The following is a 23,299-nucleotide window of genomic DNA, read 5'->3' as shown; positions in this document are numbered from 1 at the left end:
GTTGCTTGTACACCCTAGTTCCCGTTTCTATTTTTTAATTAGAAGATGAAGTACTTCCGTACTTTAATACTTCAACACCTCAATACTTTTTTAGTACCCCAGAATCTTCAGCATACTCTCTTCCACTTGCTCTTTAGCAAATACACGACTTCTGATTTTTCCATTTTCATCATGGTCAATCAAAACGTGTTTAGGCGCAGGTATCAAGCAATGCTGAATGCCACCATAACCACCCAGTGACTCTTGGTAAGCGCCAGTATGGAAGAAGCCAACATATAGATTTTCGTCTTCTTCAATCAATGGCATAAATACTTCAGAAGTATGCGCTTCGGAGTTATAGTAATCCATACTGTCACAAGTAAGACCGCCCATATTTACTTTATGGAAAGGGTGATCCCATTTATTGATGGCCAGCAGAATATACTTTTGGCTTAACCCCCAAGCATCAGGTAAATGAGTAATGAACGAACCATCAATCATGTACCAAAGCTCCTTGTCGTTTTGTAATTTCTGATCGAGGATAGAGTAGATGAACGCACCACTTTCGCCTACCGTAAAGCTTCCGAATTCAGTAACAATGTTTGGAACAGGCACATTGCTTTTGTTGCAAATCCACTTGATGTTTTCTATAATTTGATCTACCATATATTGGTAGTCGTACTCGAATGTAAGCGAAGTTTTAATTGGAAAACCACCACCAATATCAACCGTGTCTAACGATGGACAAATCTTTTTAAGCTCGCAATACTTGTACATAAAGCGGCTCAACTCACTCCAGTAGTAAGCAGTGTCTTTAATGCCTGTATTGATAAAGAAGTGAAGCATTTTTAATGTAGCGCGGCTACCTTCAATGTGCTCCTTGTAGTAATCGGTAATATCGCCATAACGGATACCTAAGCGAGAGGTGTAGAACTCAAAATTAGGTTCTTCATCAGCGGCTACTCGAAGTGCCACCTGGAAATCATCTTTGATCAAATCCTTATAAACATCCAGTTCATTCATGTTGTCCAAAACAGGAATACAATTGGTAAATCCGTCATTGATCAACTCCGAAATATACTGAGTGTAAAGCGGCCTTTTAAAACCGTTGCAAATAATTAGAATGTCTTTGTCAATTTTTCCTTTCGCATGAAGACTTCTTACGATTGGAATATCGAAAGCTGAAGAAGTTTCTAATTGACAACCATTTTTGATCGTTTCATCCAACACGAAACTAAAATGAGATGACTTGGTGCAGTAGCAGTAAGTATAATCCCCTTGGTATTTATGCTTCTTAATTGAATTTTCGAACCATTTTCTGGCTTTCTGTATGTTTTCCGAAATCTTGGGGAGATAAGTAAGCCTCAGGGGCGTTCCGTGTTCTTTAATAATGTCCTTCAATGGAACATCATGAAACTCTAAGTACTTACCATTTACCTTAAACTCTTCTGTTGGAAAATCAAAGGTCTGGTCAATAAGGTCGAAATAACTTTTCATCTACCGCTTTTACAAAATTCGAAAGCTGCAATATTAGAAATTTCTGAACTTTTAAAAGAAAGCTTGCCAATCAAATGTTAATTCATAAAGCAAAAAAAATGAGCTGACATTTGATAATGCTCTTTTGCTTTCGAATGTCTGTTTTGTGTTCAGCGCTAATTTATTGATAATAAATCGCTTGTGAGGCTATTTTGCTTTCCATACTTCTTTTTCAGAGCTTGTAATACAAGAGCAGTTTATAGGCCCAGCAGAGAATGGGCTTTCAATATGAAATAGTCATTGAATTTTAGCAAATTGCAGACCGTTCCATGACCGATTTTAGTCTTATTAGAACCGTTAAAAAATTAAATGAATATGTCTCAGAAACCGATATCCGATTTTATTGAAAAGCATTACCTCCATTTTAACGCTGCCAGTTTGGTAGATGCCGCCAAAGGTTATAATAAACACTTGGCCGAAGGCGGAAAAATGATGGTGACACTTGCAGGCGCAATGAGTACTGCGGAATTAGGTAAATCGTTTGCTGAAATGATTCGTCAAGATAAGGTGGCCATTATTTCATGTACGGGTGCCAATCTGGAAGAAGACATTATGAACCTTGTAGCGCACTCGCATTACAAAAGGGTTCCGAATTACAGAGATTTAACCCCACAAGATGAGTGGGACTTATTAGAGCAAGGCCTGAACCGTGTTACCGACACCTGTATTCCAGAAGAAGAAGCATTTAGACGTTTACAGTCTAAAATCTTTAAGCAATGGAAAGGTGCCGAAGAAGCAGGAGAGAGGTTTTTACCACATGAGTACATGTACAAAATGTTGCTTTCTGGCGACTTAGAGCAATTTTACGAAATCGATCCAGCCAACAGTTGGATGTTAGCAGCAGCCCAAAAGAACATTCCAATCATTGTTCCAGGTTGGGAAGATTCTACCATGGGAAATATTTTTGCTTCCTACTGCATTAAAGGTGAATTGCAGCCTTCAACCATGAAATCGGGTATTGAATACATGACATTCTTGGCCGATTGGTACGTGAAAAACTCAGAAGGAAAAGGAGTGGGCTTCTTCCAAATTGGTGGAGGTATCGCAGGCGACTTCCCAATTTGTGTAGTACCAATGCTTTACCAAGACATGGAGATGGATAAAATTCCTTTCTGGAGTTATTTCTGCCAAATTTCTGACTCTACCACGAGCTACGGTTCGTATTCTGGGGCAGTTCCGAACGAAAAAATTACTTGGGGTAAACTAGACATGGATACACCTAAGTACATCATCGAATCAGACGCTACAATTGTAGCGCCATTGGTTTTTGCTTACGTATTAGGTTGGTAATTAAAGCATTATAGACATGAGAAAGATTCGCTTAGTTGAAGTTAGATCAGAGTTAGCGGCTGGTACGCGTGGCGCTAGTTTGGGGATTGATGCCATGAAAGTGGCTAGCTTAGGTAAGCATTCCGACTTCTTTTTACGTTTTCAGCCGATCAGGGTGAAAAATGAAAACGACCTTTTATTTCAAGAGCCAAAGTTTAAAAACGCCAAATACGGAGAAGGCGTTTTTACCGTACTCAAGAGAGTTTGCGATGCGGTAAGTGATCTTCGTGCTGAAGGCTTATTTCCAATTGTGCTGGCGGGAGATCATTCTACCGCTGCGGGTACTATTGCGGGTATAAAAAAGGCTGATCCCGATAAAAGATTGGGCGCCATTTGGATTGACGCACATGCCGATTTTCATTCGCCTTATACCACACCTTCTGGCAATATGCACGGCATGCCTTTGGCCATGGCTACAGCAACCGACAATATTGAGTGCGAGCAAAACGATATTGAAGAAGAAACAGAAGCCCTTTGGGAGCGCATCAAATCTATTGGTATGCGTGGCCCCAAAATGAAACCTGAAGACATCGTTTTCATTGGTGTACGTGATACAGAACCAGAGGAAGACTATCTGATTAAAAAGCACGGCATTAAGAATTTTACTACTGCGGAAGTTACCGAAAAAGGAGTTCAGCAAGTTTCGAAAGAAGCGATGGAAATATTGAAAGACTGTGATCAGATCTATATTTCCTTTGACGTGGACAGTTTAGATACTTCCATTTCTGTAGGAACTGGCACACCCGTTCCTGAAGGACTTACAAAGGAGCAAGCATTAGAGTTAAACATCGAATTAATCAAAGATAAGCGTGTTTGTTGTTGGGAAATCGTAGAGGTTAACCCAACTTTGGACACCGAAAACAGAATGGCCAACAACGCTTTCGAAATTCTCGAAGCCACAACTGCGTCATTGATCCAGAATTTCTAGGAATGGAATTAAAAATTAAAGAAGGAATCTCGGCTGCGTTTGCAGCACTGTACAATCATACAATTTCTGCCGAAGAGATTGCTCTACAACCCACACGGAAAGACTTTGCTGGTACATATACCCTAGTCACTTTTCCTTTTGGAAGAATTTCTAAGCTAAATCCAGAGCAAACAGGGCAAGCCATTGGTGAATATTTAAAAGAAAATGTTTCCAATGTAGTGGCCGATTATAATGTGGTGAAGGGCTTTTTAAACCTAGAACTTTCAGAAGGATCGCAAGTAGATTTGTTTGCTAAAATTTTCGATGGAGCAAATGTAGCTGCCTCTCCTGTTTTCAACATTGAAGATAAGAATAGAACTGTGGTGGTGGAATATTCATCACCCAACACCAATAAACCACTTCACTTAGGTCACCTGAGAAATAACTTTTTAGGCAATTCAGTATCCCGTATTTTGAAGGCCAATGGTAACAAAGTCGTGAAAGTGCAGATCATCAACGATCGCGGTATTCACATTTGTAAGTCAATGGTGGCTTGGCTCAAGTTTGGCGAAGGCGAAACGCCAGAAACTGCGGGGATCAAAGGCGACCACTTGGTAGGAAAATACTATGTGGCTTTTGACAAAGCTTACAAAGAAGAAATTGCAACTCTTGTTGCCGATGGAATAGAAAAAGAAGCTGCTGAAAAGCAGGCTCCGATTTTTGTTGAGGCCCAAGAAATGCTTTTGAAGTGGGAGGCCAAAGATCCTGAAGTTTATGCCCTTTGGGAAAAAATGAACGGTTGGGTGTACGCTGGTTTTGAAGATACATATCAGCGCATGGGCGTTGATTTCGATCAACTTTATTACGAAAGTGAAACCTATCTCATTGGCCGAGACCGTGTAATGGAAGGTCTTGAAAAAGGAGTTTTTTATTCCAAAGAGGACGGTTCTATTTGGGTAGACTTAACCGATGAAGGCTTAGATCAAAAACTATTGCTCAGAAGTGATGGTACTTCGGTATACATGACGCAAGATATTGGCACCGCCATCATGCGTTATGAAGATTACCCTGAGCTTTCTCAACTCATTTACACCGTGGGAAACGAGCAGGAATACCACTTCAAGGTGCTTTTCCTTATCTTGAAAAAATTGGGTTACAAATGGGCTGAGGCTTGTTATCACCTGTCTTACGGTATGGTTGATCTTCCTTCTGGGAAAATGAAATCACGCGAAGGAACAGTTGTAGATGCCGATGATTTGATTCAGCAAATGGCCGACACTGCCAAAAGTAGAACAGAAGAACTGGGTAAGATTGAAGGTTTTACGGAAGACCAGGCGGGTAAGCTTTATGAAACACTAGGTTTGGGGGCTATCAAGTACTTCTTGCTGAAAGTCGACCCTAAAAAGAGAATGCTTTTCAACCCTGAAGAGTCCATCGAATTCCAAGGCAACACTGGCCCTTTCATTCAATATACTTACGCGAGAATTAGTGCCATTGTGCGCAAGGCAGTGCAACTCGATATTGATATTGCTGCGATTGACTACAGCCAAATCACCGATTTGCACGACACTGAAAAGGATTTGATTTACGCGATAAGTCAGTATTCGGAAAAAGTGGCTTTGGCAGCAAATGATTACTCTCCAGCTGTAATTGCACAATATGTTTATGACATTGCAAAAGAGTACAATCGCTTTTATGCTGAAGTATCTATCTTCAGCGAAGGTGACTTAGAAAAACGAAAATTCCGTGTTGGCCTTTCAGCTTTGGCTGCTGAAACTATTAAGGTAAACATGAACTTACTGGGCATCAACGTACCAAACCGCATGTAATATGAATTTCTGTTTAAGCCTATTTTTGTTGCTGAATATCTTCAACCCAAAACCTAAAGAAATGAGTTTCTATGACTTTAAAATGAAGACCATCGAAGGGAAAGAAATTTCCATGACTGCGTTTAAAGGCAAAAAGGTGTTGGTGGTAAATGTAGCTTCTGAATGTGGCTTTACTCCGCAATACGAAGACCTTCAAAATTTACACGAGGCTTACGGAGATAAAATCGTGGTTTTGGGTTTTCCTGCAAATAACTTTGGCGGTCAAGAGCCTGGCTCGAACTTAGCAATCCAACAATTCTGCACTGCCAAATTTGGAGTTACCTTCCAAATGTTCGAAAAGATTTCAGTACTCGGCAAAGACAAAGCACCACTTTATGAGTGGTTAGAGAAAGAATCAAGCAAAGGGCCTACTTGGAATTTTAACAAATACTTAATTGATGAAAATGGGAAAGTAGTCGCATTCTTCCCTTCATCGGTAAACCCAATGGACGAGGCCATTACTGGAACTTTATAATCAAAAATGAAGCATTGGGTTAAAGCTTTTAGGCTACGTACGCTTCCATTGGCCTTGGCCAGTATAGGAATGGGCGCTTTTTTAGCAGCTTCTGCAGGGCAATTTAAGGGTGGCATTTTTGGGCTTTGTGCCTTAACCACCATTCTACTTCAAGTACTTTCAAATTTAGCCAACGATTATGGCGATTCAGTTCATGGAGCTGATGGACATAAAAGAACAGGGCCATCAAGAGCAGTTCAGTCTGGCGTTATCTCCTTGAAAGCCATGCGTAACGCCATCATCCTCTTTTCTGCCTTGTCACTTCTTTCTGGAGTTGGCTTGATTTATTTGGCCTTTGGCTGGTCACCTGAAGTATTTGGCTTCTTTTTGGGCTTGGGAGTTTTGGCCATTCTTGCTGCTATTACCTACACAGCCGGCTATAAACCTTATGGCTATATGGGCTTGGGGGATATCAGCGTATTGATCTTTTTCGGCCTTGTGGGCGTGATGGGCTCGGCCTATTTATACGAACAAGAGTTGAAGTGGGAATATCTGCTTCCTGCTATTTCTACAGGCTTGTTCTCTGTAGGGGTACTGAATGTAAATAATATCCGTGATATTGAGTCTGACAAAGAAGCTGGTAAGATTTCTATTCCAGTCCGAATTGGAAGAAAAAAAGCAGTGATCTATCATTGGTTTTTACTGGGTACTGGCTTTGCTTTAGGGCTTACTTATGTTTTAATGAACTATACCAGCTATTGGCAGTTAATCATCGTATTGGCCTTGCCTGGTTTAATTAAAAATGCCAAAGCAGTTAAGCAGCATACCGAAGCTTCAAAATTAGATCCTTTCCTAAAGCAAATGGCCTTGACCACATTGCTTTATGTTGTACTTTTTGGAGTGGGGCAATTGGTAGGCTAGTGTGCCGAAAATGAAGCTTGTTTATCCTCTAATACTTCTATATCTTTAAGTGTAATCGCAATTTCTTATGTCTACAAAAAACATGAAAATTCAACTCCAATGTATTGCATGTCAGTCCAGAGGTGATTCCCATTTTTCGAATCTAGAGGAGGAGCAATTGGAGATTTTAAGTGAGCACAAATCTTGCGTTACTTATAAAAAGAATCAAACCTTATTTTATGAAGGCACCCGTCCAATGGGTATTTTCTGTATCAATACGGGCAAGGTCAAAGTGTTTAAAATGGGTTCTAACGGAAAGGAACAGATTCTTTTCATTGCACAGAAAGGCGATTTTCTTGGCTATAGATCTTTGTTGAGTGAGGAGTTTTATGGCGCCTCTGCAACTGTATTAGAACCAGCAGCGATATGCTTCATTCCAAAAAGTGATTTTTTAAAAGTTCTTCATTCTAATCCAGAATTTTTTGGGAAGCTAATGAAAGCCGTTTGCCACGAACTAGGAGTGATGGAAACGAAGCTAGCACAGCTTTCACAAAAATCGGTAAGGGAAAGGTTAGCGGCTACAATCCTTATGCTAAAGGAAACTTACGGTATGGAAGGAGAGGGCAGCGAAGTCATCGATATTGTATTGAGTCGAGAAGATTTGGCGAATATTGTCGGTACTGCTACCGAAACCGTCATTCGATTGCTTTCCGAATTCAAGTCAGATAAAATGATTGCTTTGGAAGGAAAGAAAATCAAGGTGCTTGATGCTGATAAATTGCTTCACGAAGCCGATTTCTATGGCTAGAAAACATGACTTTTGTCATGGTTTTCGCTGATGCGTATCAACACAATCTCACCTTCGTAAATCTACCTTTGTTTCAGTGGTAAACTGAATTAAGGGTTTTGAAACAGAAAATTTTAATTGGGGCGGGAATTCAAAGTGATTTAGAGGTACTTTATCAAAGGATAAGTGGCTTCCTAAATCCGCTGAATGAGTATTTCTTTACTTTTTTGTGTGTAGATGAAAGTGCAGAAAATGAGCTGATAGAGGCAAATACACGCTCAAATGGGTCGGCACATTCTTTAAATCTATTAAAAAAAGTAGAATTCGAATTGAAAGTGGAGGGATTGAAGGTTCCTGCAAATGTAAATGCAGAAGTGTTTAAATCTGAACTGACCGAAGCAAGTCTAGCGGGTCTTTCTGGTGTTGCCGATTTGTTCATCATTGATTCTTCTATTTTCGGAAACAAGAATGGTTGGGAAGAACTAACGAGACTGATTAACAGAGTAAACTGCCCTGTTTTAGTACTGCCTAAGAATGCCAAGGTAGATCGCTTAATCATGGTGCACGAACCAGAACACCATTCACTGCAAATCGTAAAAGACTTTCTTAAAATTTTCAACCCCGATTTGGCTGAGCTTCCACTTTCAGTACTATTCAATTTTCCAGAAGACGAAGCGCAAACGGAAAATGAGAAATTCTTTGTTGACTATTTAAAAATGGCCTTCCCAAATATTGGAATGCAGCTTATGGTAGAGGAGCCTATTAACGAGTTTTTTAACGAGCTTAACTCAGATACCGACAAGGCCATGATTTTGACAGGCACTAACTTGGGAGAAGAAATATTAGCTTGCCCAAAAACAATTGCCGATTGTCGAGCAAAAAGTTCGCCTTTGTTCATCTATAAGAAGTGAATTCCGTAAGCACCATAGTGAAAAATGAAACCAAGTGCTATCACTGTGGAGAAGATTGCCTTGAAGGTAAACTGACTTTTGAAGAGCATAGCTTTTGTTGCAACGGCTGTAAAACCGTCTATGAAATCCTAAGTAGTAATGATCTCTGTGATTATTACTCCATGGAAAGCACTCCAGGGTTTACCATAAGAGACAAAGCCGAACATTCTCTCTTTGATTTTCTAGACAATGAGTCAATCAAAAGAGAAGTGCTAGATTTTGAAGGCGAAGGTTTTCAAAGAGCTACGCTGCACATCCCCAATGTGCATTGCAGTTCATGTATTTGGTTGCTGGAAAGTTTAGACCGTTTGAATCCAGCAGTTCTTGATTCCGTAATCAATTTTTCATCAAAGAAACTGACTGTTAATTATAAGTCTGATGAGATGAGCTTGCGCCAGTTGGCCGAAATGCTTGACTCGATTGGTTACGGTCCGCAGATCAACCTCAAGGATTCAGATGAATCTAAAAAACCACAGAAGACTTTCGATAAGCAGTTGCTCATCAAAATGGGGATTGCTGGTTTTTGTTTTGGTAACGTCATGTTGCTCAGTTTCCCTGACTACTTGGGCATCGCTGGGGTGGAAGAAGAATACCGAAGTTTTTTCAGGTATTTGAGTTTGGCCCTTTCCTTACCAGTAGTTTTTTACTCGGGTAGTGAATATTTCACTTCAGCCTTGAAAGGTGCGAAGCAAAAATTCGCCAATATTGATGTGCCCATTGCCATAGGTTTATTGGCCCTTTTTGTTCGAAGTAGTTATGAAGTCATTGCTGATGTTGGCCCAGGTTATTTCGATTCGCTGGTGGGCTTAGTGTTTTTTCTACTGATCGGGAAATGGTTTCAAAGTAAAACCTACGAGGCTCTTTCCTTCGAACGTGATTACCAATCTTACTTTCCGCTGGCGGTTCAAAAGAGAATTAATGACGCCTTTGCGCCAGTGCCTGTAAAGGAGTTGAAGAAAGGCGATGAAGTGCTGCTCCGAAATGGAGAAGTGCTCCCTGCCGATGCCATCTTGATTGACGATTATGCTTCAATAGATTACAGTTTTGTAACGGGAGAATCTGTGCCCGTAGCACGCAAAAAAGGTGACTATGTATATGCTGGCGGAAGACAAGTAGGTAAACAGGTCCGTTTTGTTATTCAGAAAGAAGTTTCGCAGAGTTACCTCACTCAGCTTTGGAACAATGATGCATTTGGTGAGAAGGAAGTCCATACTAAGCTGGTTGACAAAGTGAGCCGCTACTTTACGCTAGTTATACTTCTGATTGCCTTTGGTTCGGCTATTTTTTGGCAGCTGACAGACCCTAGCCAAACTTGGTTGGTGTTTACGGCTGTTCTTATAATTGCTTGCCCTTGTGCTTTAGCCCTCTCTACACCATTTACCATGGGCAGTATTATGCGTGTTTTTGGAAGAAATCATTTCTACCTGAAAAATGCAGACGTCATTGAAAAATTGAACGCCACAAACACAATTGTATTCGATAAAACGGGAACGATTACTGAAACTCAAGGTGAGGCTTTGAAGTTCTGTGGACCAGCACTTTCTGAAGCAGAAAAGGCGCTAATCCATACCGCAGTGGCCAGCAGTACGCATCCGTTGAGCAGATGGATAAAGCAGTTTACGGAAGCCAAAGGTTTTGATTATAACATAGAGTCTTTTGAAGAAATTGAAGGCAAAGGTTTTGTGTCTGTGGTCAGTGGTTTGACGGTAAAGGTAGGTTCTGCCAAATTTTTAGGAGTGGAGAAAAGCACTCAAAACAATGCCACTCAAGTGCATGTCAGCATTGGTGATGACTATAAAGGTTATTTCAGCTTCGAGGCTACTTATAGAAAAGGCCTAAGTGCTTTGCTAGATGCGTTAAAAAACAAATTCAAGTTTCAGGTGCTTTCTGGCGACAACGATAAAGAAGCCGAACGCTTAAAGTCGATGTTCCCAACAGGTTCGACCTTACGCTTTAACCAAAGTCCCGAAGACAAACTCAAGGCCATTAAAGAAATTCAAGCAAAGGGCAATGATGTTATTATGTTGGGCGATGGCTTAAATGATGCAGGAGCATTACAGCAAAGTAAAGTGGGTATTGCCATTACCGAAGATGTATCACTCTTTTCACCCGCTAGCGATGCTATTTTAAAAGCATCAAACCTGATGGATTTACACAAGTTTATTCAACTGGCGCATGAAGGCAGGAATGTCATTTTAGCTAGTTTCATCTTGTCTTTACTCTATAATGGCATTGGGCTAAGTTTTGCTGTCGCTGGAGAGTTAACACCTCTCGTTGCGGCCATTCTTATGCCACTAAGTAGTATTTCCATAGTGGTTTTTACTACTGTTTCTATTAATCTGATTTCTAAAAAAATAAAACTCAAATAAATATGTCGGTCATTCTCATTCTCATATTGGTCAGTTTGGTTGTCGCAATTGCGTTTTTAACTGCTTTTTTCTGGGCGGTCAAATCTGGGCAGTTCGATGATACTTATTCACCTTCGGTGAGAATGTTATTTGAAGACCGCGTCAAAAAAGAAAAGGAGGCCAAAGATGATTGATTTAGTGAAGAAATATGATGTGCCAGTTCCAAGATACACCAGTTACCCAACAGTGCCGGCTTGGGATGTAAATGCTTTTCAACTTGAGGAATATAAAGGAAGGCTTAAGGCTTCTTTTCAACAAACAAAGGAAGAGGGGATAAGCCTTTATCTTCACTTGCCTTATTGCGAATCACTCTGTACTTACTGTGGTTGCAATACACGTATTACTATTAATCATAAGGTGGAATTACCTTATATTGAATCTTTACTCAAAGAATGGAAGTTATATTTAGCGCTTTTTGGTAAGAAGCCTGTGGTACGAGAAATTCATTTAGGCGGAGGCACTCCAACGTTTTTCTCTCCTGAAAACTTGAGGTATTTAATGGAGTCTATCCTCGACTCCATAGATGTACATCCCGATTATCAATTCAGTTTTGAGGGCCACCCAAACAATACGACTTACGAACATTTAGTAGCGCTTTACGATGTAGGTTTTACCCGCGTGAGTTATGGCGTTCAGGATGTTGACTTTAAAGTACAAAAGGCCATTAATAGACTTCAGCCTTTAGAAAACATAGAAAAGGTAACTAAAGCGGCCAGAGAAATCGGTTACACTTCAGTGAATTTCGACCTGATTTATGGTTTGCCTTTTCAAACCATTTATGGCATCAAGCAAACCATGGATGTGGTCAAGCGCTTTAAGCCCGACCGCATTGCGTTTTATAGTTATGCGCATGTGCCTTGGGTAAAGCCTGGTCAGAGGGCTTATTCTGAAGAGCACATTCCTGAGGGTGAAGAAAAACACAAACTGAATATGCTTGGTCAAGCATTATTGATCGATATGGGCTATGAGTCTATTGGAATGGATCATTTTGCTTTGCCTGAAGATCCGCTTTGTGAAGCCAGAAGTAAAGGAAGACTGCACCGTAATTTCATGGGCTACACCGAATCCAGAACCAATTTTATGATTGGGCTAGGAGTGTCTTCTATTTCAGATATTGGAGTAGCGTATGCTCAAAATGCAAAGTCGGTAGAAGGTTACCGAGCTAAAGTTGAAGCCGGTGAATTTCCAATATTCAAAGGCCACTTGATGACCGTTCCTGAAATGGAAGCCAAGCAACTCATTCTTGATATTGCTTGCAGTGCCCGGATTCAAATGCGTGATGTGCTTGAACTCAATTCTGAGAAATATACAGCTTTCAACCAAATGGTGGAGGAGGGTTTAATAGAGAAGTTCTGTCTTAACTATCAAGTAACCAGCAAAGGCATGATGTTCCTCAGAAATATCTGTGCCCTTTTCGATGCCTATTACGAACCAGAAAACGGAAGTAAATTGTTTAGTCGGGCGGTGTGATTTTGACACATTACTAGGCTTATGGTTCGTATTTAGCTGCATTTAATAATTACTGACACTGCTGATTCGGAGTTTTCCCCCTTTTTGGAAAAGGGGGATGGGGGATTGGTTTGAGCAACATCTAGACTGTGCAATCGCCTTTAGTATTCGAGGCTATGGTGAAGGTTTTTTATTAGATTTATGGATAAATCGATTGAAGATCCATGATTGAAAATAACGCTACCCAAACGTTTTTGCTCAAACATTTACTGATTATCATAGGTGTTTTTCTTTTAGTTTTTGGTAGCGTGATTTTCTTCTTCCCGCAAGAAAAGGTTATTAGTGAAACAGAATATCAGCTCACAGATGGGTTAGATAGCATCATTTTTTGCGCTATTGGAGTTATGCTAATTTTGGTGAATCTGCTTTACTATCGAATGATCAAAAATGTCTCTATATCTCAAGGCCAAATTATAATCCATGAAAAGGAAGAAGATAGGATTTATAAATGGACAGAAGTGGAGGAATTAGGGAGGGTGCGATTTTTTGCTCCTCCTATTTATAAAGTTAGGCTGAAGTCATTAGGAGAGAGGGTATTCTTTGTGTCAGAATCCTCGCAGGGGAAGTACGTAAAAATCGACTCGCCATTCTTCTCTTTCGTGATTGATTCTAGCGAAATGGGTAAAGAAATAAAGAAAATTAAATCGCAATATCAGATCTAGCCCTAATAACTCTTCCCTAATAACCAATTCCTAAACTTCTAGATTCTTATGCTTACTCTTCCCCATCCAACCCAAATGGGTATGGTCAAAGCTGTCGAAGTATTTTAATCCGTAGCCTAGCATTCTATCGAAGCAAGAATGCGCCATAAAGATCAATCCGATAAGAATGAGCAATTCATTGGAGAGCAGGTAGCCAATAATCATTAATAGCGAAATTAAACCTTTATGATGGGCAGCATTGTAAGCAATAGTAGCCACTTTTTTATTTACTATAATGGCCAGAAATGCTAAATCCGGGGCAAAAAATAAGCTAGCAAAGAGCACCCATCCACCTTCGTAAAACTCAAAATAGACCAGGCAAACGATCAATAAAAGCCCGATTTCTTCGAGCTTAAGTGCGGTTCTCATATTCGTGGTTTTCATAATGACGGATAAGGTACAAAGAGTTTTAGACACTCAAAACGGTTGCTAGGCCTAAGTAAATGATTGTAAGCCATGATGTTAAATTCAGAGGTGCTAGTATCAATTCGAGCAAAGGTTAATCTCCAAATTCAAAAACCTGATTTATATCATCTTTTTGGCTAATGCCTGTCAGGTTGAAACGAAGCTGTTGAATCTACCTTGCAAAGGTTTAGGAATAACTACGCCTTTTAAATTATGGAACTACAGCAATTCAAGTACGACAACAAAATTGTCAAATACTTCGTCATCGCCACGGTCACTTTTGGACTGATAGGAATGTTGGTGGGTATTTTAATGGCCACCCAGCTTTTTTTACCCGAAGCTAATTTAGGTCTTCAATTCACTACTTTCGGTCGTATCCGTCCGCTACACACCAATGCAGTAATTTTTGCATTTGTGGGTAACGCCATGTTTGCGGGGGTGTATTATTCTATGCAGCGTTTGCTAAAAGCGCGCATGTTCAGCGATATGCTAAGTTGGATTCACTTCTGGGGCTGGCAGCTCATTATTTTAGCAGCCGTGATTACCCTGCCTTTGGGGATGAACACCTCGAAGGAATATGCTGAGCTGGAATGGCCAATTGATATTGCGATTACAATTATTTGGGTGGTGTTTGGTATTAACATGATTGGTACGATTCTGAAAAGACGAGAACGCCACATGTATGTAGCCATTTGGTTCTACATTGCCACATTTGTTACAGTAGCAGTTTTGCACGTAGTGAACTCATTTGAGATTCCGGTAACCATGTTCAAAAGTTACTCCTGGTATGCTGGTGTACAAGATGCGTTAGTGCAATGGTGGTATGGACACAATGCAGTAGCATTCTTCCTGACCACGCCTTTCTTGGGTATTATGTACTACTTCTTACCTAAGGCAGCCAACAGGCCAGTTTATTCCTATAAGCTTTCAATTATTCACTTCTGGTCGCTGATTTTCATCTACATCTGGGCTGGGCCTCACCACCTTTTGTACACTTCTTTGCCTAACTGGGCACAATCTTTAGGAACTGTATTTTCAATCATGTTGATCGCCCCTTCTTGGGGTGGTATGCTCAACGGACTTTTAACATTAAGAGGTGCTTGGGACAGGGTTCGTGAAGATCCAGTTTTGAAATTTATGGTGGTAGCCGTTACTGCGTACGGTATGGCCACACTTGAAGGGCCATTACTTTCGATTAAAAATGTAAATGCCATTGCCCACTTTACTGACTGGATTATTGCTCACGTTCATGTGGGTGGTTTAGGTTGGAATGGATTCTTGATCTTCGGTATGCTCTACTGGATGATCCCAAGAATGTGGGGAACAAAACTATACTCTACGAAATTGGCCAATGTCCACTTCTGGATTGGTACGCTAGGGATTCTAGTATATGCATTACCGCTTTACACTGCCGGTGTGGTGCAGAGTTTAATGTGGAAAAGCTTTAATGCTGAGGGCTTTTTAGAATACCCTAACTTCTTAGAAACAGTAACTCAAATTGTGCCAATGTACATGATGAGAGCTGTTGGTGGGGTGCTCTACTTAGCGGGTGCCATTATGATGGCTTACAACTTGGTGAAAACCGCCAAGCAAGGAAGCTTTAAGGCGGAGGAAGCCGCAGAGGCTCCAGCATTGGAGAAAAAGAAAATTGTAGGAGGTCACTGGCATGCTGTATTGGAAAGAAAACCACTAATTTTCACTGTCCTTACTTTAGTGGCCATTGTCATTGGTGGGGTGGTAGAAATGGTACCTACTTTCTTGATCAAGTCTAATATTCCAACCATTGCAAGTGTACAACCTTACACACCTTTGGAGCTTCATGGAAGAGATTTATACATAAAAGAGGGCTGTAACAACTGCCATACGCAAATGGTAAGGCCGTTTAGGTCGGAAACTGAGCGCTATGGAGAATACTCCAAAGCAGGTGAATTTGTATATGATCACCCATTCCTTTGGGGATCGAAACGTACAGGGCCAGATTTACATAGGGTAGGCGGCAAATACAATAATGTATGGCACTTCAACCACATGCTTGATCCTACTTCAACCTCACCGGGTTCTATTATGCCGCCTTATGCTTGGATGTTTACTCAATCCATAGATTTGGACGAAACCGCAGGTAAAATTAAAGCGCTCAGAACCGTGGGAGTTCCATATGCTGAAGGTTATGAGGCAACGGCCAACGATGATTTGATGAAACAGGCCAAGGAAATAACCGCTGATTTAGCGGCCAGCGATATCGAAATTTCTGAACAAGCTGAAATTGTTGCTCTGATTGCTTACCTGCAAAGGTTGGGTACAGATATTAAAGTGAAGTCAAACGATCAAAAACCTTAAATCATGTTCAAGCACTATTTTGAAAAGATTCATAATGTAGAGGTTTGGCCGATCATTTCGCTTACCATCTTCTTTGTATTCTTTGTTGGCCTAATGGTTTATGTATGGCGAATGAAGAAAGACTATGTGGAGGAAATGAGTGACATTCCTCTTACTGATGACGCAACAATTATCTCATCTGATTTTAAAAATGAAAACCACTAAGCTCATGGAAAGGATAAAATCAATACTAAAAAACCTGAGTTCGAAATACTTATTGTTGCCATTACTGTTACTTACAACACCAATGGCGGCTCAAACTGAGAGTCCTTCTGGGGTTTCTCCAACTACGGCCTTTTATGTGGTGGTTGTTTTACTGATTATCGTTGCGATTTTGGTAATGCTTTTAGCCGTGAGTTTACTGTCGCTGCTTAAAGCTGTTGTTAGAACGGAAATGTCGACAGAAAAGAAAGCCAGCTTAGAAAAGGAACCAAGCTGGTTATCTAAAACTTGGGACAAGTGGAATGCACTTAAGCCTATGGAAGAAGAGCAAGATATTATGCTCGACCATGATTACGATGGGATTAAGGAGCTTGATAATCACCTGCCACCTTGGTGGAAGGCCCTATTCTACTTGTCAGTTGTCTATGCTGTGATTTACCTAATGGTCTTCCATGTATTCAAAACTTCACCTTTACAGGAAGAGGAGTATGAGATTGAGATGGCTTTGGCTTTGGCGGCCAAGAATGATATTGAACAAACCATTGTAGTGGATTTTGATGAAAGCAATGTGCCATTCAATGATGACGCTGAGGCATTAGCTGATGGGAAGAAGTTTTTCGAAGCACAGTGCGGTATGTGTCACAAAGCAGATGGTGGTGGTTTGGCTGGCCCTAACCTTACCGATGACTACTGGAGACATGGCGGAAGCATGACCAATATTTACAATGTAATTAAAAATGGTGTGCCGAGTACAGCCATGATCGCATGGGAAAGCAGACTCAATCCAATCCGTTTACAAAATGTGGCTTCTTATGTGAAGAGCCTAAGAGGAACCAATCCTGCAGGAGCATTACCTCCAGATGGTGAATTGTATGTAGAGGAAGAAAATAACCAAGAATAACTGGAAAGTGCACTGATTAATTAAAGAGGGTTGAAATGAAGGAGCTGTACGAATATGACGAAGAATACCGCGACAGTATAGCCACGGTAGATGCACAAGGAAAACGAATTTGGATATATCCAAAAAAGCCAAAAGGTAAGTTTTTCAATGCCCGTAAGATTGTTTCGGTAACCTTACTTACCATTCTTTTTGCTGGCCCGTTCATTAAAATCAACGGTCAGCCCTTTTTAATGATGAATATTTTCGAACGGAAGTTCGTGATCTTGGGGACAGTCTTTTGGCCCCAAGACTTTTTTATTTTCGCCCTAGGGCTGATTACTTTCTTCGTTTTCATCATTCTTTTTACCGTTGTTTTTGGTCGGGTATGGTGTGGTTGGGCTTGTCCGCAAACGCTCTTTATGGAAATGGTTTTCCGTAGAATTGAGTATTGGATCGAAGGCGATGCCAACCAGCAACGTAAACTGGCTAAAATGCCTTGGAATGGCGAGAAGATCAAAAAACGACTATTGAAGCATAGCATTTTTGTGGTCATCGCTGTACTAATAGGGCATACTGCCATGGCCTATTTAATTGGTATTGAAAAGGTGCAGGAAATTGTGAGTCAGCCACCCACCGAAAACTTAGCTGGCTTTTTTGGTTTGATCGCCTTTAGCGCAGTTTTTTATGGTGTGTTTGCTTACCTGAGAGAACAAGCTTGTATTGCCATTTGTCCTTACGGAAGACTTCAAGGTGTACTTTTGGTACGCGATTCCATGGCTGTTATGTACGATTGGATCAGAGGCGAGCCACGTGGTAAAATGAAGAAATCGGAAGTTCAAGCCGATAAAGGCGACTGTATTGACTGTAAACTTTGCGTTCACGTTTGTCCAACAGGAATCGATATCAGAAATGGTACGCAACTGGAATGTGTAAACTGCACTGCTTGTATTGATGCTTGTGACGATGTGATGACTAAAATCGATAAGCCAACGGGCTTGATTCGTATTGCATCGCACAGTTCCATTGCTGATGGAAAGAAAAAGATTTTCACGCCAAGAGTGGCGGGTTATACAGGCGTTTTGATAGTACTTATCTCTTTATTAACCATTTTTGTTTCTAGCAGATCAGATATTCAAGCCACCATTTTAAGGACACCTGGAATGCTTTACCAGAAGGTAGAGAATGATCAAATTCAGAACGTTTATAGCATCCAGCTGATCAATAAAACGGTAGAGGATATGAATGTACACCTTCGCTTGATTGATCACGAAAGTGGGGTAATAGAAGTAGTAGGAGGCAACGAAATTAAGCTTTTAAGTTCTGGAAAAGCAGATGCTGTGTTTACTGTGCGATTGCCTGAATCAGAAATGGAAGGGAATAAGAATAGCATTACTGTGGGGATTTTTCAGGGTGATGTTTTGATTGATAAAATGAAGACCAATTTCTTGGGGCCAATAAGATTTAAATAATGAATTGGGGAACAAAAATAGTAATCAGTTTTGTGTGTTTCGTAGGGCTACTGGTGACCTTGGTTTACGTAAGTGTAAGTACCGATTTCTATTTGGTGTCTGATAACTACTATGAGCAAGAGCTTGCTTATGAGGATCAGATTCAACGCATGAAAAATGTGAATAGCTTGGCTGAAAAGCCTGACTTTAAATTACTTAGAAACGAAGGGAAAGCAGAGTTGAGGTTTCCTGTTTCGGTAATGCAAGCCATGGAAGAGGGGAGTATCTCTTTTTTCCGTTCAGCTGACGCTCGTTTAGATAAAGAATTTGATTTGGTCTTTGACGAAAGTGGGGTTCAGGTTTTCGATACGAAAAAACTTGCTTCTGGCGCATGGAAGGTGAAAATTGAGTGGAAGTCAAAAGGCACAGAATATTACCAAGAGCTTAATATCGTAATCTAATGTTGCTTTTAGGAACAGCGCTGGCATTTGGGTTTTTTGGTAGCCTGCACTGTTTAGGCATGTGCGCACCCATCGCTTGGGCAGTTCCTCAGAACGAAAAAAAGAAAAAGGTTTGGGTAGCCAACCGCTTGGCCTATAACAGCGGACGCATGATTACTTATAGTTTTTTAGGTGCCATTGCCGGCCTTTTTGGCGAAATGCTTTCGATGGCTGGAGTGCAACAAGGCTTATCTGTTTTGGCTGGCGCAACAATCATCATTGGAGCCTTACTCCTGAACGGGAAATTATCTGGCAATATTAGAATCAAACCCCTTCAAAGGCTTTTTTTAAGCATTAAGGTGCGAATAGGAGGCTTGCTTAAAACTAGTAATTTCAAGTCGAACCTTAGCTTGGGTTTATTGAATGGTCTTTTGCCTTGTGGTTTGGTGTATATGGCTTTAGTGGCAGCCATTTCAATGGGTACTTTTTATGGAGGAGCCGCCTATATGGCCCTGTTCGGCTTGGGTACTTTTCCCATGATGCTCGGAGCGGCTTATCTGGGCTTTTCTTTCAAAAGTAATTTTACTGCAACGTGGCTCAAGTTTGTGCCGAAGTTGCTTGTATTGGTGGGTTTAATCCTTATCCTTCGCGGACTGAATTTGGGCATTCCTTACGCAAGCCCAAAGCTGAATAGCGACATGCCAGAAATGGTCTGTGACTAAGACCAATTTCAATTCATATACTTTCTGATAATATTAAGCAGACTGTCTTTAGGTACGTTTCGGCCAATGTTCTGCTTCATTACTTCAATCATTTCTTGGGTCATTGTAGGGCGAAACCCCATTCGAAAGGCAAGTCTATGGATTAAGTCAATTTCGCTTTGGTCTACATCTTGATCGAATTTCATTAAGAATAGTAAGTCGTAAAGAATCTCTATTCTTGCATGTTCCGTTTTAGGAATAACCAGCGTAAGGTCTTGAGGTTTTTTGTCTATTTCTTGAACCTCTTCAGGAGTCATTCCTAGCCGTTCAGCTACCATATTAATGAACAAAGCTTCAAGCGGACTGTCTTCATTATCCGCTTCTGCTAGCATTAAAAGCATAAACAGGTGGCTCTTTCTTTTATGTAGTTCGCGGTCTTCAGTGTTCATCCTTTGTTTTTTTCCGGAAGATAAAGAATGGAGCACTGAACCGAAACTGAATATTAAGATAAAGGCAGTTCGCACTGAGATTTTCAAATCACCAAATCAACTCATTTTCAAATTACCTACTCACTTCTGAGTGATTCTGAAGGGTTGGCTTGAGCCACACGCCAAGTTTGGACAATCATAACAAACACGACTAAGCTCCCCAGTAGTAGAATGCCCTGAACCAATACAAGTCCTTCATAATCGGGCTTTAAGACAAAAGAGGTCCAGAATGTATTTTGCAAAAAGAGATAGGCTAATGGGGTGCCAATTAATGCGGCAATGACTAAAGTGGTCAAAGTGCCTTTTAACAATAGTAAAATGATGCTTTTAGCTCTGGCGCCAAGCACTTTTCTTATACCAATTTCTTTGGTTCGGGTTTCGGCATTGTAGAGTGCAATTCCCAATTGACCCAAGAGCGAGATGGAAATAATGATAATAGACAGAAACTGGAATACCTTAACGATTTGGTTTACATCGTTATAGCTGTCTTCAATTGAGTCATTGACAAAAATAGGAGTAAAAGCCTGTTCACTGTCCACTTCCTTCGTGGCTTTTTCAAGTTGATTTAATGTAACTGCCATATTTTGACTTTCTATTTTAATGGCGAGCGATCTTCTGTATAAGTCTATTTTCTCATGTGCAACGATGATTGGTTTCATTTTAGGGGCATCGAGACGATCGAAGACAAAATCTTCCATAATGCCAATAATTTGATACCGGACAACATTTGTTTGGAATGATAGCGTGTGACCAAGTGCGCTGTCTAATGGAATATTGAGGTCAGACAATAGCTTCTTGTTTACCCAAACCTCTGTGAGTGTTGAGTCGGACGATAATCTTTTAAAATCATGGCCTGCAAATAATCTGGGTTTAAAAACCTTGTTGAAATCGGTGTCTACCACAGAAAAATTAACAAACACACTGTCAGTACTGTTCGGTCGTTTTAACATGGTCATTCCCATTGTGCCTACACCAGGTAGGGACGAAACTGCAGAAACACCCACGACTCCAGAGACTTGCTCAAATCTGGATTTCAATAGTTGCCTGTTTTTAGGTTCGACTTCTACGCTGACTACTCCATCCTTGCTGAAATTCCAGTTGTTTTGCACAATGGAATGGTAGATATCCGAACCGGCAGTAACAACCATAATGCAGAACATAGAAATGGTGAGTTGTAACACCACCAAGCCTTTTCGAATGTTCATGAGCGACATGGTTTTACTTTTGATATTTGATCGAAAAGCATTCAGAGGAGAAATTCGGGCAAAATAAAGTGCAGGAAAAAGGCCAGCTACCAAGCCAACTATTATAGAAAAAACTAAAAAGACCAAAAGAAGAGGTAGGGTAGTGTTGGAGTTGAATAATAAATTACTAGTATCCATTAGGGCAACAAATTCGGGTACGAAAAACTGATAAAGTAAGAATCCTACTAATGTTGCCGCCACGGAGAATACAATCGTTTCGACTAAAATTTGACCCACAATTTGAGCTTTTGTGCTCCCAGCTACCTTTCTAATGCCTATTTCTTTGGTGCGTTGAATTGCCCTAGCAATTGATAGGTTGGTGTAATTAAAGCTTGCCAATAAGAGCAGGATTGCAATGAGACTTACTAGTAAGTACAAAATTTCTCGAGGGACATTAACCCCCACAGGACTAATCAGATTGTCACCAAACATGATCTTACTAATATTTTGACTGCGATAATCAAAAATAGACGCTTTGCCGTTTCTAAGGAGATTGACTTCTTTTGAAACCATCTTTAATTTGTTATCAAACTGCTCTTGGCTTACCCCTTCAATCGTTCTAAAATATGTATAGCCTTGATAGTAGTTGTTCCAGCTTTCTATGTAGTCAAAGCCTTCTGTTTCTGCTGAAAAGGAGCTTTTAGGCTTACTAGAGATGAGATCGAAATTTAAATGAGAAATGCCTCTGGGACTTTCGATTACGGCATTAACGATTAGCCCTGAGCCAAGAATTTTACCAATAGGGTTTTCATCTGGAAAGAAACGCTCTGCTAAGTCATCGGTAATAATGCAACCCGATTGATCTTGTAATGAGGTTTCTGGGTTACCTGCGACAGTTTTAAATTGAAAGACCTCAAAAAAGTACTCGTCTGCTACTAGGTTTTTTAGACTTACGGAATTTCCATTTATGGTTTCTTTGAACTGATGCAAAACACTGAACTGCGTCAATACTTCTATCTCTGGCAGATCTGCCCGAAGTTTCTCTCCTAAAGGTGCGGAGGTAGAGGCCAATGAAATAGCACCATCGTCTGTTCTTCCTATTTTCGTGATGGCCCTATACAGCCTTTCAGTATGCGGATGTTGTTTATCAACAGACAAGCCAGTGTAAATAATATTCAGCGCAAACATACTCACCGTGATGGCGGCAGCTAGGCCAAAAATGTTGATGGCACTGAATACCTTATTGCGCCACAAGTTGCGGAAGGCCAGCTTTAAATGAATTTGAAATAATGAAGCTCTGAACATGTTGACAATGATTTTAGGTTTTCTAATCACAGAAGGGCGGAGCATCTTCAGCACTTCGTTACGGTAAATGGCTTTGGCCTTTTTCTCCCCTAAGGTTTTTAGGTTGAAGTTGAATTCTTCTTCTAGATCGCCCTGAAGCTCTTGATAAAGAGCAGGCTTGCAGAAGGCTTTAAAAAGCCGGGTATATAATTTTGGAGGAATGATACACATGTCTATAAAGGTTTATTGTAGACGAAAAGCTGGCACCTGACTCCATAATTGGTCGCGGACTTCTTTGGCCTCCTGCAAAGCAGCTAAGCCCTTATTGCTTACCTCATAATAGCGTTTTGGCCTGCCGCCTCTGTCTTCGTTGCCTTGGCCTTGTTTCGAAGTCAAAAGCCCTTTTTCTTCCAAGCGAGAGAGGGCAGTGTGTAAAGCACCTCTACTAATATTTCTCTTTCCCTGTTCGTTGATTTCGCGCTTGATGCTTACTCCGTAGGCGTCATCTTTTAAAACCAAAATGGTGAGTAAAGCTATTTCTTCAAATTCACCTAAATTTGTTCCTTTCATAGCATGTTCTAAAATGTAGACCAATGTATGAAA

The 23,299-nt window shown here is 40.6% G+C and carries 22 protein-coding genes; 17 read left to right on the top strand and 5 right to left on the bottom strand.

The genetic code is table 11. From position 1 onward, the window contains the following. Positions 1–90 precede the first annotated feature (90 nt). Positions 91–1,476: a type III PLP-dependent enzyme domain-containing protein gene (locus AWN68_RS11865; protein WP_068415778.1), complete on the bottom strand. Its 1,386-nt coding sequence runs from the start codon at positions 1,474–1,476 to the stop codon at positions 91–93. 354 nt (positions 1,477–1,830) lie between these two features. Between AWN68_RS11865 and AWN68_RS11860 the strand changes: the two genes are divergently transcribed. The 11 genes from AWN68_RS11860 to AWN68_RS11810 all read left to right on the top strand — a co-directional run bounded on the left by AWN68_RS11860 (position 1,831) and on the right by AWN68_RS11810 (position 13,289). After that, the gene (locus tag AWN68_RS11860) at positions 1,831–2,805 is read left to right on the top strand and encodes a deoxyhypusine synthase family protein (RefSeq protein ID WP_068415775.1); all 975 of its coding nucleotides are present in this window, start codon (positions 1,831–1,833) and stop codon (positions 2,803–2,805) included. A 16-nt stretch (positions 2,806–2,821) separates the two neighbouring features. Then, positions 2,822–3,772 carry an arginase gene (gene rocF / locus AWN68_RS11855; RefSeq protein ID WP_068415772.1) on the top strand — a complete coding sequence of 317 codons (951 nt, stop codon included), beginning with the start codon at positions 2,822–2,824 and terminating at the stop codon, positions 3,770–3,772. A 2-nt stretch (positions 3,773–3,774) separates the two neighbouring features. Continuing rightward, a complete protein-coding gene (argS, locus tag AWN68_RS11850; protein ID WP_068415769.1) occupies positions 3,775–5,580 on the top strand; it encodes an arginine--tRNA ligase in 1,806 nt (601 codons plus the stop codon). A 1-nt stretch (position 5,581) separates the two neighbouring features. Beyond that, entirely contained in the window at positions 5,582–6,094 is a 513-nt protein-coding gene (locus AWN68_RS11845) for a glutathione peroxidase (RefSeq protein ID WP_084362848.1), read from the top strand. A 6-nt stretch (positions 6,095–6,100) separates the two neighbouring features. Next, positions 6,101–6,994: a 1,4-dihydroxy-2-naphthoate polyprenyltransferase gene (locus AWN68_RS11840; RefSeq protein ID WP_068415766.1), complete on the top strand. Its 894-nt coding sequence runs from the start codon at positions 6,101–6,103 to the stop codon at positions 6,992–6,994. A gap of 82 nt (positions 6,995–7,076) precedes the next feature. Beyond that, positions 7,077–7,781: a Crp/Fnr family transcriptional regulator gene (locus tag AWN68_RS11835; RefSeq protein ID WP_068416461.1), complete on the top strand. Its 705-nt coding sequence runs from the start codon at positions 7,077–7,079 to the stop codon at positions 7,779–7,781. Between the two features lie 98 nt (positions 7,782–7,879). Beyond that, positions 7,880–8,671 carry a hypothetical protein gene (locus AWN68_RS11830; protein ID WP_068415763.1) on the top strand — a complete coding sequence of 264 codons (792 nt, stop codon included), beginning with the start codon at positions 7,880–7,882 and terminating at the stop codon, positions 8,669–8,671. Then, complete coding sequence (locus AWN68_RS11825; protein WP_068415760.1) at positions 8,668–11,079, top strand: heavy metal translocating P-type ATPase; 2,412 nt, start codon at positions 8,668–8,670, stop codon at positions 11,077–11,079. The genes AWN68_RS11830 and AWN68_RS11825 overlap by 4 nt, the downstream gene beginning before the upstream one ends. Before the next feature lie 2 nt (positions 11,080–11,081). Then, complete coding sequence (ccoS, locus tag AWN68_RS11820) at positions 11,082–11,252, top strand: cbb3-type cytochrome oxidase assembly protein CcoS (RefSeq protein ID WP_068415757.1); 171 nt, start codon at positions 11,082–11,084, stop codon at positions 11,250–11,252. Then, a complete protein-coding gene (hemN, locus tag AWN68_RS11815) occupies positions 11,245–12,588 on the top strand; it encodes an oxygen-independent coproporphyrinogen III oxidase (RefSeq protein ID WP_068415754.1) in 1,344 nt (447 codons plus the stop codon). Before ccoS ends, hemN begins: the two co-directional genes overlap by 8 nt. 203 nt (positions 12,589–12,791) lie before the next feature. Next, the gene (locus AWN68_RS11810; RefSeq protein WP_068415751.1) at positions 12,792–13,289 is read left to right on the top strand and encodes a hypothetical protein; all 498 of its coding nucleotides are present in this window, start codon (positions 12,792–12,794) and stop codon (positions 13,287–13,289) included. A gap of 30 nt (positions 13,290–13,319) precedes the next feature. Here the strand turns inward: AWN68_RS11810 and AWN68_RS11805 are convergent, their stop codons facing one another. Further along, a complete protein-coding gene (locus AWN68_RS11805; protein ID WP_157716191.1) occupies positions 13,320–13,697 on the bottom strand; it encodes a DUF4260 domain-containing protein in 378 nt (125 codons plus the stop codon). 249 nt (positions 13,698–13,946) lie between these two features. On the opposite strand from AWN68_RS11805, the gene ccoN reads away from it, so the two are divergent. Genes ccoN through AWN68_RS11775 form a run of 6 tightly spaced genes read left to right on the top strand, consistent with a single transcriptional unit; the run spans position 13,947 to position 19,761 of the window. Beyond that, entirely contained in the window at positions 13,947–16,070 is a 2,124-nt protein-coding gene (gene ccoN / locus AWN68_RS11800) for a cytochrome-c oxidase, cbb3-type subunit I (protein WP_068415745.1), read from the top strand. A gap of 3 nt (positions 16,071–16,073) precedes the next feature. Continuing rightward, complete coding sequence (locus AWN68_RS11795; protein ID WP_068415742.1) at positions 16,074–16,274, top strand: cytochrome C oxidase Cbb3; 201 nt, start codon at positions 16,074–16,076, stop codon at positions 16,272–16,274. Positions 16,275–16,278: 4 nt separating this feature from the next. Next, on the top strand, positions 16,279–17,172 hold the full coding sequence (locus tag AWN68_RS11790; RefSeq protein WP_068416458.1) for a cbb3-type cytochrome c oxidase N-terminal domain-containing protein: 894 nt from the start codon (positions 16,279–16,281) through the stop codon (positions 17,170–17,172). 35 nt (positions 17,173–17,207) lie between these two features. Beyond that, positions 17,208–18,620, top strand: a complete 1,413-nt coding sequence (ccoG, locus tag AWN68_RS11785) for a cytochrome c oxidase accessory protein CcoG (RefSeq protein ID WP_068415739.1) — start codon at positions 17,208–17,210, stop codon at positions 18,618–18,620. Then, complete coding sequence (locus tag AWN68_RS11780; protein ID WP_068415736.1) at positions 18,620–19,060, top strand: FixH family protein; 441 nt, start codon at positions 18,620–18,622, stop codon at positions 19,058–19,060. The genes ccoG and AWN68_RS11780 overlap by 1 nt, the downstream gene beginning before the upstream one ends. Continuing rightward, positions 19,060–19,761, top strand: coding sequence for a sulfite exporter TauE/SafE family protein (locus AWN68_RS11775; RefSeq protein WP_068415733.1), 702 nt, complete (start codon positions 19,060–19,062; stop codon positions 19,759–19,761). The genes AWN68_RS11780 and AWN68_RS11775 overlap by 1 nt, the downstream gene beginning before the upstream one ends. An 8-nt stretch (positions 19,762–19,769) precedes the next feature. Here the strand turns inward: AWN68_RS11775 and AWN68_RS11770 are convergent, their stop codons facing one another. The 3 genes from AWN68_RS11770 to AWN68_RS11760 all read right to left on the bottom strand — a co-directional run bounded on the left by AWN68_RS11770 (position 19,770) and on the right by AWN68_RS11760 (position 23,266). Further along, positions 19,770–20,189 (bottom strand): hypothetical protein, encoded by a 420-nt coding sequence (locus AWN68_RS11770; RefSeq protein ID WP_157716190.1) that lies wholly within the window; start codon positions 20,187–20,189, stop codon positions 19,770–19,772. Between the two features lie 116 nt (positions 20,190–20,305). Next, positions 20,306–22,927 carry an FtsX-like permease family protein gene (locus tag AWN68_RS11765; protein WP_068415728.1) on the bottom strand — a complete coding sequence of 874 codons (2,622 nt, stop codon included), beginning with the start codon at positions 22,925–22,927 and terminating at the stop codon, positions 20,306–20,308. Between the two features lie 12 nt (positions 22,928–22,939). Further along, positions 22,940–23,266 (bottom strand): PadR family transcriptional regulator, encoded by a 327-nt coding sequence (locus tag AWN68_RS11760; RefSeq protein ID WP_068415724.1) that lies wholly within the window; start codon positions 23,264–23,266, stop codon positions 22,940–22,942. Positions 23,267–23,299: the final 33 nt, after the last annotated feature.

The organism is Roseivirga echinicomitans (genome assembly GCF_001592935.1).
GTDB lineage: Bacteria > Bacteroidota > Bacteroidia > Cytophagales > Cyclobacteriaceae > Roseivirga > Roseivirga echinicomitans.
Note: the sequence above shows the minus strand (reverse complement) of the source record. Positions and strands in the feature narration are given on the sequence as shown.

Bases quoted from the DNA above. Each gene is read 5' to 3' on its own strand.
- AWN68_RS11865 (WP_068415778.1), bottom strand. From the start codon at position 1,476: ATGAAAAGTTATTTCGACCTTATTGACCAGACCTTTGATTTTCCAACA.
- AWN68_RS11860 (WP_068415775.1), top strand. From the start codon at position 1,831: ATGTCTCAGAAACCGATATCCGATTTTATTGAAAAGCATTACCTCCAT.
- rocF (WP_068415772.1), top strand. From the start codon at position 2,822: ATGAGAAAGATTCGCTTAGTTGAAGTTAGATCAGAGTTAGCGGCTGGT.
- argS (WP_068415769.1), top strand. From the start codon at position 3,775: ATGGAATTAAAAATTAAAGAAGGAATCTCGGCTGCGTTTGCAGCACTG.
- AWN68_RS11845 (WP_084362848.1), top strand. From the start codon at position 5,582: ATGAATTTCTGTTTAAGCCTATTTTTGTTGCTGAATATCTTCAACCCA.
- AWN68_RS11840 (WP_068415766.1), top strand. From the start codon at position 6,101: ATGAAGCATTGGGTTAAAGCTTTTAGGCTACGTACGCTTCCATTGGCC.
- AWN68_RS11835 (WP_068416461.1), top strand. From the start codon at position 7,077: ATGAAAATTCAACTCCAATGTATTGCATGTCAGTCCAGAGGTGATTCC.
- ccoS (WP_068415757.1), top strand. From the start codon at position 11,082: ATGTCGGTCATTCTCATTCTCATATTGGTCAGTTTGGTTGTCGCAATT.
- hemN (WP_068415754.1), top strand. From the start codon at position 11,245: ATGATTGATTTAGTGAAGAAATATGATGTGCCAGTTCCAAGATACACC.
- AWN68_RS11810 (WP_068415751.1), top strand. From the start codon at position 12,792: ATGATTGAAAATAACGCTACCCAAACGTTTTTGCTCAAACATTTACTG.
- AWN68_RS11805 (WP_157716191.1), bottom strand. From the start codon at position 13,697: ATGAGAACCGCACTTAAGCTCGAAGAAATCGGGCTTTTATTGATCGTT.
- ccoN (WP_068415745.1), top strand. From the start codon at position 13,947: ATGGAACTACAGCAATTCAAGTACGACAACAAAATTGTCAAATACTTC.
- AWN68_RS11795 (WP_068415742.1), top strand. From the start codon at position 16,074: ATGTTCAAGCACTATTTTGAAAAGATTCATAATGTAGAGGTTTGGCCG.
- AWN68_RS11790 (WP_068416458.1), top strand. From the start codon at position 16,279: ATGGAAAGGATAAAATCAATACTAAAAAACCTGAGTTCGAAATACTTA.
- ccoG (WP_068415739.1), top strand. From the start codon at position 17,208: ATGAAGGAGCTGTACGAATATGACGAAGAATACCGCGACAGTATAGCC.
- AWN68_RS11780 (WP_068415736.1), top strand. From the start codon at position 18,620: ATGAATTGGGGAACAAAAATAGTAATCAGTTTTGTGTGTTTCGTAGGG.
- AWN68_RS11775 (WP_068415733.1), top strand. From the start codon at position 19,060: ATGTTGCTTTTAGGAACAGCGCTGGCATTTGGGTTTTTTGGTAGCCTG.
- AWN68_RS11770 (WP_157716190.1), bottom strand. From the start codon at position 20,189: ATGAACACTGAAGACCGCGAACTACATAAAAGAAAGAGCCACCTGTTT.
- AWN68_RS11765 (WP_068415728.1), bottom strand. From the start codon at position 22,927: ATGTGTATCATTCCTCCAAAATTATATACCCGGCTTTTTAAAGCCTTC.
- AWN68_RS11760 (WP_068415724.1), bottom strand. From the start codon at position 23,266: ATGAAAGGAACAAATTTAGGTGAATTTGAAGAAATAGCTTTACTCACC.